The sequence below is a fragment of the Filimonas effusa genome (assembly GCF_004118675.1).
Classification (GTDB): Bacteria; Bacteroidota; Bacteroidia; order Chitinophagales; family Chitinophagaceae; genus Filimonas; species Filimonas effusa.
In genome coordinates this window covers 2,455,809-2,468,491 of the sequence record NZ_SDHZ01000001.1, presented here as the reverse complement: position 1 = coordinate 2,468,491, position 12,683 = coordinate 2,455,809, and the positions used below count along the sequence as shown (strand labels likewise).

Genomic DNA, 12,683 nt, shown 5'->3' with positions numbered 1-12,683 from the left:
GTTTTTTTTAACCGGGATTCTTATGCGTATCACAAAAAGCAGGATGTTTTCAGCGACACTGGCACTGGTCTCCTGGGTCTTGTTCGCCGGGTTTTACCAGGGCGCTTACAAGGCCAGGTGGGTGATCTTAAAAGATTGTTCGGTAAAAGTGAATGGCAGCACCAACGTCAACAAGTTCAGTTGCAGTATTAATGGTTATCCGAATTCGGATACGCTGGCTTTCAGTAATAATGCGGCTATGCCGCTGGCGATGGCTGGCAAGCTGGCTTTATCGGTGAGCAGCTTCGACTGTAATAATGCGATGATGACGAGCGACCTGCGTAAAACGCTTAAGGCAAAAGAATTTCCTCATTTGCGTATTACGTTTGTATCGCTGGATAAATATCCTGCACTGCAGGCGAATCCTGAACGTATCAAGGGGATTGTGAATATTGAGCTGGCGGGTGTTAATAAGAGAACGGAAGTGAATTACAGCGTATCGGCAGATAATCAAAAGATCATTCACCTGATAGGTACACAAACCGTGCTTTTTTCAGACTTCAACCTTACGCCTCCGAGAAAGTTGGGAGGGATGATCCGCGCCAATAATGAGCTGGATGTGGAGTTCCGGATCAACTTCAGGGTAGTGCCCTGAGGCTTATGGATTGATCTTCGCGAAGATCACGCCTGCCAGTACGGACTGGCACAGGCCGTAGATGAACCAGGAGCCTACCATCGACAAAGTGATATCCATTGAGCTGAAGGTGATCCACATTACCGGGAGCAGTCCTACGATGGCGTATACCAGTCCGAATTCTATTCCGCGCAGCAGGAAATTTCCTTTAAATACCGATTTACTTCTTTCCCAGAACCAGGATAAGGCGAGGCTTATAACAAAGGCGTGTGTGTAGAACAGCACATCGCGGCTGCCGTCTGAGTTGAACAGCGGGTTATTATAATCGACAAAGATGATGGGCAGGTACCTGATGGCCAGGTACAAACCGCCATAACTGGCTATAAATAAGAGGACGCCGGCCAGCAGGCCCGATAAAAGCACTTTTTTCATACTCCGGTTTCGGTTTGAAGGCCCAATATTAGGCAAAAAAAACCGCCTGAATAAGATCCAAGCGGTCAGCGGCAATCGTTCTTTTTTTTAGGAGTCGGGGTTAATGCAATTTCTTTCCGCAAAAGTAGGCTTCAATGGTCCCGAAACATATGATAATTCTCATATTGGATTCTGATACTACTCACTGTTTGTAAGCTGTTGATTACGGAAATTCGGGTTACATCAAATTAGTGAGGTAATGAGAACCATTGATCCCATCATGCCCGCTGCTGTTTTTGAAACCGTTGAGTTGGATATCATTCCCGGTTTACTGGAACAGACGGCGAAGGCAGGAACACTGGTAGTGGGTGTTCATGAAATCTGGAAGCAGCTCTGGCACAATGAGCCGCTGGTGTTGCTGGTAGAAGAAGGATTTGTATGTTTGGCATGGCATGTTGATATGGAGAATATCTGTGTTGCAGCAAACGAGGTTGTAACCGGAGAAGTTTCTTCCCTTAAGAATATTACAGAGGATATTATCGGGAGGGTAGAGGCTGCCGGTGGAGCAGTTGTTTCGCTGCCTGCGGGTTGTTTGGGCCAGTATCAAGGTATGGCATTAGTGCTTGAGCAGCCCCCGGTTTTCTCTATTTATTGACGCTGTCACGATTGTTCACGTCTAATCTCTTTTTTATGGAAACGCATTCTTATTCAAATCCCGGAACCATTATCGTTGCAACTGATTTTTCAAAAGCTTCGCTGAACGCTGCTGCCTATGCGGCGGACCTGGCAGTGACGGCTAAGAAAGAGTTGTTGTTGCTTCATATCGTGGTTTTACAGGTTGCTTTCAGCGAAGCTTCCCTGAATCTCAATATCGATGAACTGAACCGCGATGCGCAGCAGGAACTCGATCAGTTGAAAGATGAACTTCGCCGCAGATCGAAAGGTAAACTGTGCATCAACACTTTAATAAGAACAGGTACTTTCTTTAATGAGCTTAAAACGGCTTGTGATAACATTCGTCCCTACCTGGTGGTAATGGGCAGTCAGGGTACTACCGTTACCGAACGTTTTGTTTTTGGCGGACATACCGTGTATGCCATGAAACATTTACCCTGGTCGCTTATCACTGTTCCTTTGTGTGCCGATAAAGCGGAGATCCATAATATAGGGCTGGCCTGCGATTTCAATCATGTTGCCGATAAACTGCCGGCAGAAGCTTTGGCTAAGTTTTCGGAAATGTTCGAGGCCAAACTGCATGTGCTGAATGTGCGGCATAAAGGCGCCAACCAGCAGCAAGTTCAAAAAGAACATGCGCAGCTTGAACAAAAGCTGCAGGTGGCGAACCCTGAATATCATTTTGTGGAAAACGACAATATTGATGCGGCCATTATAGAGTTTGCTTCGAAACAGCACCTGGATCTGCTGGTTGTGCTGCCCAAAAAACATAATATCCTGGAAATGCTGACGCAGAAAAGTCATACCAGGGAACTGGTGCTGAAATCACATGTTCCGGTGATGACGTTGGGAGTGGAAGGGAAATAATTTAGATGGTCTGTTGTTCGTCCATTTCTCGTTTATGGCCCGTATATAAAGCGTTCTTTTTACAGATCGGAAGGATGGGAATGTTTACGTTAGATGATGGAGGCTGGTAAGCAATAAAGATAGAGAAGAAAAACGGGTAGGGGCTTTAAAAAAAAGAGGGCGTTCTGGTCGAAACAGAACCCCCTATTTAACCCTGCTGCATAAAAAACTAAGATCAATATATTGTAAACAGGAAGTTTCCTGCTTGTTTTTCTCTTTGAACTGATGTTAAGACAACGGTCGAACGAAAAGGTTTAATCGAGGATAAGATTTTTTTAAAATATTTTTTTTCAGGGCATCCATCTTGCAATTTTGCCCCGTCCTCCTGCTAAAAACACCATTTTCCCACTGCGGGACTTCTGTGCTACATGAAATCCTTCTTTACTTACCGGTTGCCAATGCTGGCCGCCATCGATGGATATGTCTACTCCGTTGAGGCCGCAGGTTAGTAAACGTCTAAAATCATAATATATTACACAACTGCGGTAGCCATTCGGTGGAATGGCCGGTTTTTTCCAGTGATCGCCGCCATTTTCGGTAAAAATGCAATTACCGGTGGTATCCTGTGGGTGCATAAAGTCGCCTCCCGTGATAACTGCCTGCAGGCCTGCGATGGCTATTGAGTTGGCGCCCGTGCTTTCGGCGCCTTGTTTCAAAAGGGGAAGGGGGCGGGCTACGGTTGTTTCCTGCCGGTGATGTGGCAATAAAAGCAAACGGGCGCGTTTTCCTCCGGTAACCAATGCCATGGCATAACGGTTATTACGTAAACTGTGCAGGTTGGTGCCACTTGAGGCAAAAAAGGCTTCCCCCTCATCGGTATCGGGAAGTTGTTCTGTTTGTTTTGTCCATGTTTTACCTGAATCGGAGGTGTTGGCGAGGTATATTTTACCGTTGACAGGGTCGCCAACCACTGTTCCGTTTGCGCCATCGAAATACATGGCATCGAGGAACATGCCGGGTGTTGAATCGGTGAGAACGGGTTTCCAGGTTTTGCCGCCATCTGTTGTGCGCAGTATCACTGCGGGTGCTGCAATGGCCATGAGGAGGGCGGTTTTTGCGCTAAACGCTTCTATATCACGGAAGTCGCGTTGCTCATACCCGGGAACCTGCGTCCATTCGAAATGCTCACCTCCGTTGGTGGAGCGGGCTACCATGCCGTTGCTGCCGCTTGCCCAGATCACCTGGTCGCTTACTACCGACAGGCCGCGCAGGCTTACCTGCCTGCCGGAATCGAGGATCGTTATTGCGTTTTTGGGTTTAAGGCTATCCTGTGCTAAAACGGCGTTGTGGAATGGTGTTGCATGGGAAGCCACGAACAGGGCCAGTCCTAAAAATATTTTCACAAACGGCATGAGTACAACATTTTTGCATCGTAAAAATATAAAAACAGACTGCATGTTCCCTTATTGGATGAGCCGTTCACAACTATTGTTGGGTGAAGAGAAACTTGAAAAGCTGGTAAATAGTCACGTGCTTGTGGTAGGATTGGGTGGCATTGGCGGCATTTGCGCCGAAATGATCGCCAGGGCGGGAGTGGGCGCCATGACCATTGTAGATGGTGATACTGTTGATCTAAGTAATGGTAACCGCCAGATCCCGGCGCTGCACAGTACGGCTGGGAAGCTGAAAGCAGAAGTCATGGCCGGACGGCTGAAGGATATTAACCCGGAACTGAAACTGGAAGTGATTGCCGCTTATCACCAGGATACCGAAATGGAGGGGCTGCTTGCCCGCAGTCATTTCAGTTATGCGGTGGATTGTATCGACACGCTGGGGCCTAAGGTGGCGTTGCTGAAGGCGGCGGTGGAGAAAGGGGTACCTGTGGTGAGTGCGATGGGCGCAGGTGGTAAAACCGACCCATTACAGGCAGAGATCGCTGATATAAGCAAGTCGCACGATTGCAAACTTGCGAAATATGTACGCAAACGGCTGCATGAATCGGGGATATATACCGGTATAAAAGTCGTTTTCAGCCCGGAGGAAATAGACCAGGAGCGGGTTATTGTTACGGAGAAAGCTTTTCCCAAGAAGTCGCTGATAGGTACGATCAGTTATATGCCGGCTGTATTTGGTTGTATGGTTGCGAGTGTGGTGGTGAGGGATTTGTATGAGGGATAGATGACGGGCACATGGCCAGGGCTTGCTTTTTACAATTCAATTACCTTTTTCACGTTATCATTCAAATATTTACCGCCGGGATGGCGGGCGGTATAGTCGAGGTTGATCCAGAATTCATCGTTGTGCTCGTGGTAGTAAATGCGATCTATGTTCTGGTTATGGAATAACTGAACGATGGCCTGTTGCATGATGTCGTACTGGCTTTTGTTGCCGGCGTAGATCTCGGGATACATATGTCCCTGTATTATTACGAGGCGGCAGCGGGCGCCAATGGACATGAGGCAGGCTGCCATCAAAATGCTGTGGTCGTCGCAGTCGCCGCCCAGTCCGTTTTGAATGGTTTCGCGGGCAGAAGCGAAGTATTCGTCGCGCAAAGCATCGGGAACGTATTTGAAACGGGTATTGATGTATTGAAACAGGGAGAAATAGCGGGTGATCATTCCGTATTTGGCTTCATAATCGCCAAAAGACTCCAGGGAATGTTTTACTGCAAAATTGCGGACCAGCGAATCGGTGTAATTCACTTTTGCCTTTACCAAACGGGTTGTTTTGTCGGTGTTGTTCTCGAATATCCGTGGGTTTAAGCTCAGTACATCCGACTGTTTGTTGTCGCGGATCATCCAGTTCTGGTAGGCGAGTGTTTTATAATCATTAAATATTTCGTCGAAGCTGTAGGAGTCGCGGAACTGATTGAAAGTAAGTATACCCAGCAATACTAAGCAGGCGGGAACCATCAGTGGTTTCACCAGCCAGATGATAAGACGAACTATGATCACTGCAATAAGGCCGGCCACTACCAGGTCGAAGTTCCATTCTCCGATCATGACAGGTGGAATAAAACGGCAGATGAAAGGGGCCAGCGGTATGATTGTCAATACGCCGGCGAGTGGCGCTAAAACTGTCAGTATGCCATATTTCTTACGCTTCGCATCTTGTTCCATAGCTTAAAACGAATAACCAGTTTTATTAAGGGATGTACGAAAAATAAGGATGCTTCCTATTTTTATTCACAGTAGTGCAAAAGTCCTGCCGCTTTGTGCTATTTGCATTTGCCCTATATTTGCCCGGCAGCACCTATTGCTAAAAAAGTTAGTGGTGTACAGTGGCATACCCCTGGGGGTGTTGGTTAGTAAGGAGAACTTTAAATTTTTTGATATGGCAGAACCCAAAGAAAAACAACAGGTTGAGTATACCGAAGATAGTATCCGAAGTCTCGACTGGCGTGAGCATATCCGCCTGCGTCCAGGTATGTATATTGGTAAACTCGGCGATGGATCGGCCCCTGATGATGGTATTTATGTATTGCTGAAGGAAGTGATGGACAACTGTATCGATGAACATACCATGGGTTATGGTAAACATATCGACCTGGAGATAGAAGGGAAAACGGTGACCATCCGTGACTACGGGCGTGGTATTCCATTGGGTAAAGTGGTTGACGTTGTAAGCAAGATCAATACGGGGGCGAAATACGACAGTAAAGCCTTCCAGAAAAGTGTGGGTTTGAACGGTGTGGGTACTAAAGCGGTAAATGCCTTAAGCCAGTATTTTAAAGTGCAGAGTGTGCGCGACGGCAAAATGAAAGTTGCCGAATTTGAAAAAGGGGTGCTGATAAAAGAGCATAAAGAAACGGCCACTTCGGAATCGAATGGTACTATGGTGAGCTTTATTGCCGATGACAGCATCTTCCGCAATTTTCATTTCATACATGAATATCTCGATAACCAGCTGTGGAACTATTGTTACCTGAATGCAGGCCTGGTGATAAATTTCAACAATAAGAAATACGTCTCTAAAAACGGGTTACTGGATCTGTTACTGCGTAAAACGAATGAAGATGAACTGCGTTACCCGATCATTCACCTGAAAGGAGAAGATATTGAGGTGGCGCTGGCACATAACAATGATTATGGTGAGGACCTGTTTTCTTTTGTAAACGGCCAATATACTACGCAGGGCGGTACCCATCAGCAGGCATTCCGCGAGGCGTTCGTGAAAACCGTTCGTGACTTCTTCAAAAAAGATTACGAGGCGGCCGATATCAGGCAAAGCATTGTAGCGGCTGTATCTGTAAGAGTACAGGAGCCGGTGTTCGAAAGCCAGACCAAAACCAAACTGGGCAGCCAGTATGTGTATGAAGGCGGTCCGAGCATGAAGAATTTTGTAAACGATTTCCTGGCGAAGGAGCTTGACAACTTCCTGCATCGTAACAGCCAGGTGGCGGAAGCGCTTAAAAAGCGTATCGAACAAAGTGAAAAGGAGCGGAAGGAACTGAGCGGTATTCGTAAACTAGCGAACGAAAGGGCTAAAAAGGCCAATCTTCATAATAAAAAACTGCGTGACTGCCGCTTTCATTATAATGATGAGCCCGGCGGAAAGGATAAGCAGGCGGTGTTGATGAAGCAGAAGGAAACAACTTTGTTCATCACCGAAGGTGATAGTGCGAGTGGTTCTATTACAAAAGCGCGCCAGGTTGAGACCCAGGGTGTTTTCAGCTTAAGAGGTAAGCCATTGAACTGTTTTGGCCTTACTAAAAAAGTGGTATATGAGAACGAGGAGTTCAACCTGCTGCAGCATGCATTAAACATCGAGGACGGACTGGAAGGATTGCGTTATAACAGGGTGGTGATGGCTACCGATGCCGATGTGGATGGTATGCATATTCGTTTGCTGATGATGACTTTCTTCCTTCAGTTCTTCCCTGAGCTGGTGAAGAGAGGGCATTTGTATATTCTTGAAACGCCGTTATTCCGTGTGCGCAATAAACAGCAGACCATTTATTGTTACGATGAAGTGGAAAAGCAGGCTGCCATCAAGAAGCTGGGCAATAAACCCGAGATCACCCGTTTTAAGGGACTTGGTGAGATTTCTCCCAACGAATTTGAGCGTTTTATTGGCGCCGATATGCGTTTACAGCCGGTAATACTGGAGCAGGGCGATCATATTCAGCAGCTGCTTGAATATTATATGGGTAAGAATACGATGGACAGGCAGGAGTTTATCATCAACAACCTGAAGGTAGAGCTCGATGCTGTGGAAGAAGGCGCTGTAGCCTAGTTTTTATTTGATATTAATTGCGAATAAATGAAGCATGTTGTTTTCCAGCCGGCAGATGCAGAAGTACTGCAAAAGGCAATTGAACTGGACGAAACATTGGAAGGTGAGATCATTGTGATAAAGGACGACTTTGCTGTTGGTCCTATTGAAAAAATATATGAAACCGAAGGCTACCAGCAGCGTAAGGCGTGGTGGGAGACCCTGCTGGAGTTCTCGCCGTACACAGAACAGCTGGCGCTGGTAGATGATAAACTGACGGTGCATAACCTGATCAAGTATTTATCTGGTAAAGAAAATGAGGAGGACGAAGCGCCTATTTCCACTGCCGACAGGATACTGTGGATATGGATGGGGCAGAACGCTCATGATGTATCGGGTTACTATTGGCTGATGAGCCAGTTGAAAGATTACCAGGGGCAGATCCAGGTATTGTACCTGAATAACCTGCCTTTCATCAACGAAAAGGGGGGCATTTTTTATCCTTCTTATTTGTTTGAGATCCAGCCCAGGGAATTCCTGAAAGCGCGTAAGCTAAACAGGACCATAACACCCAGTGAGTTTGAAGTGGATCCGGATGAGTGGAAGAAGCTGTGTAATGAGAATGCCATTGTGCGTATGCTTGAAGGTGGTAAAAAAATTGTGAGCAAGGAAGACGCTTATTACGACCAGGAATTACTGGCTGCGGTAAAAGGAGAGGGGAATGGTAAGCTGCCTAAAGTAATAACCACGGCTTTGTCGAAAATGAAAACGAAAACGGGAGATGTATTTCTCGTATGGCGGATCAGGCAACTGGCAGAGCAGGGAAAACTGGAGGTGCAGGGCGACTGGACGAAGGGCTGGAAGGAGATTGTAGTGCGGCCCGCAGGTTTTGCAGCGGCTGCGGCTACTGCTGCTGAAGCAAGCGCTGAGGCAAATGCCGCGGGAGCAAGCGCTGAGGACTAAGCAAAGGCAAAAAAAGAAGCATTATGAAACTGAAGGGGATACACCATATAGCGATCATCGCTGCCGATTACCAGGCCAGCAAACAGTTTTATACTGAGTTGCTTGGTTTTGAAATAGTGCAGGAAGTATACCGGGAAGCGCGTGATTCCTATAAGCTGGATCTGGCGCTGGATGGGCTATACCAGATAGAACTTTTCAGTTTTCCTGATTTCCGTCCCCGGGCGTCATGGCCCGAAGCAGCGGGATTACGTCACCTGGCATTTGCTGTTGATGATGTAGAAGCATGGATTAGTTACCTGCGCAGCAAACAGGTGAAGGTGCAGGATGTACGGATTGATGAATATTCAGGTAAGAAATTTACCTTTTTTGAAGACCCCAGCGGGCAGCCGCTGGAATTATATGAACGCTGAGAACAGCGGAAGGCAACTGTAAAAAGACACTGAACTATATAAGATGGCGAAGGATAGTACTAAACAAATTGATTTAACGAATGAATCGGGAGTAAACGGGCAATATAAAACCTGGTTTCTCGACTATGCGTCCTATGTGATCCTGGAGCGTGCGGTTCCGGGTGTGGATGATGGTCTTAAGCCGGTGCAGCGCCGTATTCTGCATTCCATGAAGGAAATGGACGATGGCCGCTTTAATAAGGTGGCAAATATTATAGGTCAGAGTATGCAGTATCACCCGCATGGCGATGCTTCTATTGGTGAAGCGTTGGTGAACATGGGGCAAAAAGATCTGCTGATTGAAACCCAGGGTAACTGGGGTGATGTTCGTACCGGTGACGATGCGGCGGCACCGCGTTATATAGAGGCGCGTTTGTCGAAGTTTGCGCTGGAAGTGGCTTTCAACCCTAAAACAACCGAATGGCAGCTTAGCTACGATGGACGGAAACAGGAGCCTATTGCCCTGCCCATGAAATTTCCATTGTTGCTGGCGCAAGGTGCAGATGGTATTGCCGTTGGTCTTTCTACCAAAATATTACCGCACAACTTCTGCGAGCTTTGTGATGCCGCTATCAAATACCTCAAGGGAAAGAAATTCGAGCTTTATCCTGATTTTCTTACCGGTGGTATGATCGATACCGCTAACTATAATGAAGGAAAAAGAGGCGGTAAAGTACGTGTGAGAGCGGTTATTGAAGAGGTAGACAAGAAAACGCTGGCTATCAAGAGTGTGCCTTATGGTGTTACCACTACTTCGCTCATGGAGTCTATTGTGAAAGCCAATGACCAGGGAAAGATCAAGATTAAGAAGGTCACCGATGAAACGGCTAAAGAGGTTGAGATCCTGATTGAACTATCGGCAGGTATTTCTCCCGATATTACGATCGACGCCTTGTATGCGTTCACCGACTGTGAGGTAAGTATTTCTCCCAATGCCTGTGTGATCGTTGATAACAAGCCACGCTTCATCAGCGTTCACGAATTATTACGCCTTTCTGCCGATCGTACAAAAGACCTTCTGAAAAGAGAACTGGAGATAAAACTCAGTGAGCTGGAAGAGAAATGGCATTATACTTCTCTTGAAAAGATCTTCTTCGAAGAAAAGATCTATAAGGAGCTGGAGAAAGGCCATGCTACCTGGGAAAAGGTGCTGGAGGCTATTGATAAAGGGTTTGAACCTTTCAAGAAGCTGCTGAAGCGGGATGTTACCAGGGAAGACATCCTGAAACTGACGGAAAAGCCGGTACGCCGTATTTATAAGCTCGATATCCAGGACCTGATCACCCAGATCAAAGGCCTGGAAGCGGATATGAAACAGGTAAAACACGACCTGGAACACCTGGTTGATTTTGCTGTTGCCTATTACGAGAACCTGCTGAAAAAATACGGCAAAGACAGGGGCCGTAAAACCGAGATCAAACAGTTTGATGTTATCCAGGCTAAGCAGGTAGCGATTGCCAACACCAAACTTTATGTGAACAAAGCAGAAGGCTTTATTGGCAGCGGTCTGAAAAAGGATGAGTTCCTGTTCGACTGCTCCAATCTTGATGATATTATCGTGTTCACGCGTCGTGGTATCATGAAGATCGTTAAGGTAGCCGACAAGATCTTTATTGGCAAGGATATCATTCATGTGGCCTTGTTTGATAAGGCTGATGACCGGATGACCTATAACATGATCTATGTAGATGGCGCCACCGGTGTTTCGTACGCCAAACGTTTTAATGTTACCGGTATCACCCGCGACAAAGAATACGATCTTACCAAGGGAACCGATAAATCGAAAGTGCATTATTTTACTGCCAATGCAAATGGTGAAGCGGAAGTAGTAAAAGTGTTGCTGAGCCCGAATTCTTCTGCCCGTATCAAAGAGCTTGATTTCTATTTTGAGGAGCTGGACATTAAAGGCCGCGGTACCATGGGTAACCAGGTTACCAAGTATCCTATCCGTTCAGTTAAACTGAAGGAGGCAGGTAAATCTACGCTGGCAGGCAGGAAGCTTTGGTTCGATGATAAGTTTGGCCGTCTGAACTCAGAGGAAAAAGGGTTATACCTGGGAAGTTTTGAAGGCGAAGAGAAACTGCTGGTGATTTACCAGGAGGGTACTTACGAAATTACCGACCTTGAACTTACACAGCGTTTTGATGCTGAAAAGGTGATGCTGATCGAAAAGTTTGATCCGGCTAAAGTGGTGACGGCTGTTTATTACGATAACGATAAACTGCAGTTCACCGTAAAACGGTTCAAGATTGAAACTACCACGCTGCACAATAAATTCCTGTTCATTAAAGAAGGTGAGAACAACAGGCTTGAAGCTGTTACTACCGATAAACAACCTATCCTGATACTTACAAGCGGTAAAGGAGCCCAGCAGAGGATCCAGAAAATGAAGATCGCCGATTTTGTAGAAGTAATGGGCTGGAAGGCAGTAGGGAATAAACTTGCCGACTTTAATAAAACAGTTTCAATGGACTGGGAACAGAAGGCACGTCCGGTGGAAGATAATGGTCAGACAGAGCTGTTTTAGTTGCAATGGAAATCCTTAAACATCCGATAAACGAAAAATCAGACACCAAATGAACAAAGCAATCAAATGGGTAGGTGTAATGGCGGCAGTAGCTGCAATGCATAGTTGCGTCGCTAAAAAGAAGTTCACCGATTCGCAGATCGCAATGCGTCAGTTGAAAAGTGACAGTGCCATGATGGCCAATCGTATCAGCCAGCTTGAGAAGTCTCTTGCTGATCTGAAAGGCAGGTATGGGCAACTGAGCGATAAAAACAGCAACCTGGAAAATAAGTTATCGGCAGTAAGTTCCGATGCGGCTGAAAAGCAAAACGCGCTTTCGCGCAGCCAGCAGCAGATTGCGGAACAGCAACGCAGGCTGGAGCAATTACAGGCTTTGATAGATCAGCAGAAAGCCAAAGCGGCTGAGCTGAGAAAGAAAATGGCCGATGCGCTGGTGGGTTTTAGTTCCAGTGAATTAACGATCTCCAATAAAAACGGCAAAGTATATGTGAGCCTGCAGGAAAACCTGTTATTCCCTTCCGGCAGCGCCAAGGTGAATGATAAGGGTAAGCTGGCGCTTGGTAAACTGGCTGAGGTATTAAATGTGAATCCCGATATTGCAGTAAATATTGAAGGCCATACCGACTCTATTCCTATGCGCGGCGCCAGGTTTGAAGACAACTGGGCTTTAAGTACCGCCCGCGCCACCGCCATTGTTCGTATCCTTGTAAATGAATACAGGGTGGATGCTGTAAGGGTCGTTGCTTCAGGTCATAGCCAGTACGATCCTGTAGATTCCAATGCTACTCCTGAAGGCCGTGGCAGGAATCGCCGCACGGAGATCATTTTAAGTCCCAGGCTCGACGAGCTGTATAAGTTGCTGGAATAGCAGGAGAAATAGCGCACAGACAGCCGATGCAGGAATAGTGGAAAGAGTTTCACAGGAGATTAAAATATCATATCAGGGCTGCCCCGTTCGGGCAGCTCTTTTTTGTAAACTGCCATT

12 protein-coding genes are annotated in these 12,683 nt (G+C 46.6%); 9 read left to right on the top strand and 3 right to left on the bottom strand.

Annotation, left to right across the window (positions count from 1 at the left end; translation table 11 throughout):
• The first annotated feature begins 22 nt into the window (after positions 1-22).
• Entirely contained in the window at positions 23-634 is a 612-nt protein-coding gene (locus tag ESB13_RS09175) for a YceI family protein (protein ID WP_129002686.1), read from the top strand.
• A gap of 3 nt (positions 635-637) precedes the next feature.
• On the opposite strand, the gene ESB13_RS09170 is transcribed toward ESB13_RS09175, so the two are convergent.
• Entirely contained in the window at positions 638-1,045 is a 408-nt protein-coding gene (locus ESB13_RS09170) for a hypothetical protein (RefSeq protein ID WP_129002685.1), read from the bottom strand.
• 238 nt (positions 1,046-1,283) lie between these two features.
• Here ESB13_RS09170 and ESB13_RS09165 point away from each other — a divergent pair, with 238 nt between their 5' ends.
• Together ESB13_RS09165 and ESB13_RS09160 are read left to right on the top strand one after the other, a co-directional pair.
• On the top strand, positions 1,284-1,679 hold the full coding sequence (locus ESB13_RS09165) for a hypothetical protein (protein ID WP_129002684.1): 396 nt from the start codon (positions 1,284-1,286) through the stop codon (positions 1,677-1,679).
• A 35-nt stretch (positions 1,680-1,714) separates the two neighbouring features.
• A complete protein-coding gene (locus ESB13_RS09160) occupies positions 1,715-2,566 on the top strand; it encodes a universal stress protein (protein WP_129002683.1) in 852 nt (283 codons plus the stop codon).
• Between the two features lie 329 nt (positions 2,567-2,895).
• On the opposite strand, the gene ESB13_RS09155 is transcribed toward ESB13_RS09160, so the two are convergent.
• A complete protein-coding gene (locus tag ESB13_RS09155) occupies positions 2,896-3,957 on the bottom strand; it encodes a sialidase family protein (RefSeq protein WP_246022480.1) in 1,062 nt (353 codons plus the stop codon).
• Between the two features lie 43 nt (positions 3,958-4,000).
• On the opposite strand from ESB13_RS09155, the gene ESB13_RS09150 reads away from it, so the two are divergent.
• A complete protein-coding gene (locus ESB13_RS09150; protein WP_129003364.1) occupies positions 4,001-4,723 on the top strand; it encodes a tRNA threonylcarbamoyladenosine dehydratase in 723 nt (240 codons plus the stop codon).
• Positions 4,724-4,752: 29 nt separating this feature from the next.
• On the opposite strand, the gene ESB13_RS09145 is transcribed toward ESB13_RS09150, so the two are convergent.
• Positions 4,753-5,664: a transglutaminase-like domain-containing protein gene (locus ESB13_RS09145; protein WP_129002682.1), complete on the bottom strand. Its 912-nt coding sequence runs from the start codon at positions 5,662-5,664 to the stop codon at positions 4,753-4,755.
• Between the two features lie 214 nt (positions 5,665-5,878).
• Here ESB13_RS09145 and ESB13_RS09140 point away from each other — a divergent pair, with 214 nt between their 5' ends.
• Genes ESB13_RS09140 through ESB13_RS09120 form a run of 5 tightly spaced genes read left to right on the top strand, consistent with a single transcriptional unit; the run spans position 5,879 to position 12,566 of the window.
• Positions 5,879-7,780 (top strand): DNA topoisomerase IV subunit B, encoded by a 1,902-nt coding sequence (locus tag ESB13_RS09140; protein ID WP_129002681.1) that lies wholly within the window; start codon positions 5,879-5,881, stop codon positions 7,778-7,780.
• A 27-nt stretch (positions 7,781-7,807) separates the two neighbouring features.
• The gene (locus ESB13_RS09135) at positions 7,808-8,722 is read left to right on the top strand and encodes a DUF1835 domain-containing protein (protein WP_129002680.1); all 915 of its coding nucleotides are present in this window, start codon (positions 7,808-7,810) and stop codon (positions 8,720-8,722) included.
• Between the two features lie 23 nt (positions 8,723-8,745).
• Complete coding sequence (gene gloA2, locus ESB13_RS09130; protein WP_129002679.1) at positions 8,746-9,132, top strand: SMU1112c/YaeR family gloxylase I-like metalloprotein; 387 nt, start codon at positions 8,746-8,748, stop codon at positions 9,130-9,132.
• Between the two features lie 43 nt (positions 9,133-9,175).
• Positions 9,176-11,698 (top strand): DNA gyrase/topoisomerase IV subunit A, encoded by a 2,523-nt coding sequence (locus ESB13_RS09125; protein WP_129002678.1) that lies wholly within the window; start codon positions 9,176-9,178, stop codon positions 11,696-11,698.
• A 49-nt stretch (positions 11,699-11,747) separates the two neighbouring features.
• On the top strand, positions 11,748-12,566 hold the full coding sequence (locus ESB13_RS09120) for an OmpA family protein (protein ID WP_129002677.1): 819 nt from the start codon (positions 11,748-11,750) through the stop codon (positions 12,564-12,566).
• The last annotated feature ends 117 nt before the right edge of the window (positions 12,567-12,683 follow it).

Excerpts from the sequence above, each read along its gene's own strand:
- ESB13_RS09175 (WP_129002686.1), top strand. The coding sequence starts at position 23 with ATGCGTATCACAAAAAGCAGGATGTTTTCAGCGACACTGGCACTGGTC.
- ESB13_RS09170 (WP_129002685.1), bottom strand. The coding sequence starts at position 1,045 with ATGAAAAAAGTGCTTTTATCGGGCCTGCTGGCCGGCGTCCTCTTATTT.
- ESB13_RS09165 (WP_129002684.1), top strand. The coding sequence starts at position 1,284 with ATGAGAACCATTGATCCCATCATGCCCGCTGCTGTTTTTGAAACCGTT.
- ESB13_RS09160 (WP_129002683.1), top strand. The coding sequence starts at position 1,715 with ATGGAAACGCATTCTTATTCAAATCCCGGAACCATTATCGTTGCAACT.
- ESB13_RS09155 (WP_246022480.1), bottom strand. The coding sequence starts at position 3,957 with ATGCCGTTTGTGAAAATATTTTTAGGACTGGCCCTGTTCGTGGCTTCC.
- ESB13_RS09150 (WP_129003364.1), top strand. The coding sequence starts at position 4,001 with ATGTTCCCTTATTGGATGAGCCGTTCACAACTATTGTTGGGTGAAGAG.
- ESB13_RS09145 (WP_129002682.1), bottom strand. The coding sequence starts at position 5,664 with ATGGAACAAGATGCGAAGCGTAAGAAATATGGCATACTGACAGTTTTA.
- ESB13_RS09140 (WP_129002681.1), top strand. The coding sequence starts at position 5,879 with ATGGCAGAACCCAAAGAAAAACAACAGGTTGAGTATACCGAAGATAGT.
- ESB13_RS09135 (WP_129002680.1), top strand. The coding sequence starts at position 7,808 with ATGAAGCATGTTGTTTTCCAGCCGGCAGATGCAGAAGTACTGCAAAAG.
- gloA2 (WP_129002679.1), top strand. The coding sequence starts at position 8,746 with ATGAAACTGAAGGGGATACACCATATAGCGATCATCGCTGCCGATTAC.
- ESB13_RS09125 (WP_129002678.1), top strand. The coding sequence starts at position 9,176 with ATGGCGAAGGATAGTACTAAACAAATTGATTTAACGAATGAATCGGGA.
- ESB13_RS09120 (WP_129002677.1), top strand. The coding sequence starts at position 11,748 with ATGAACAAAGCAATCAAATGGGTAGGTGTAATGGCGGCAGTAGCTGCA.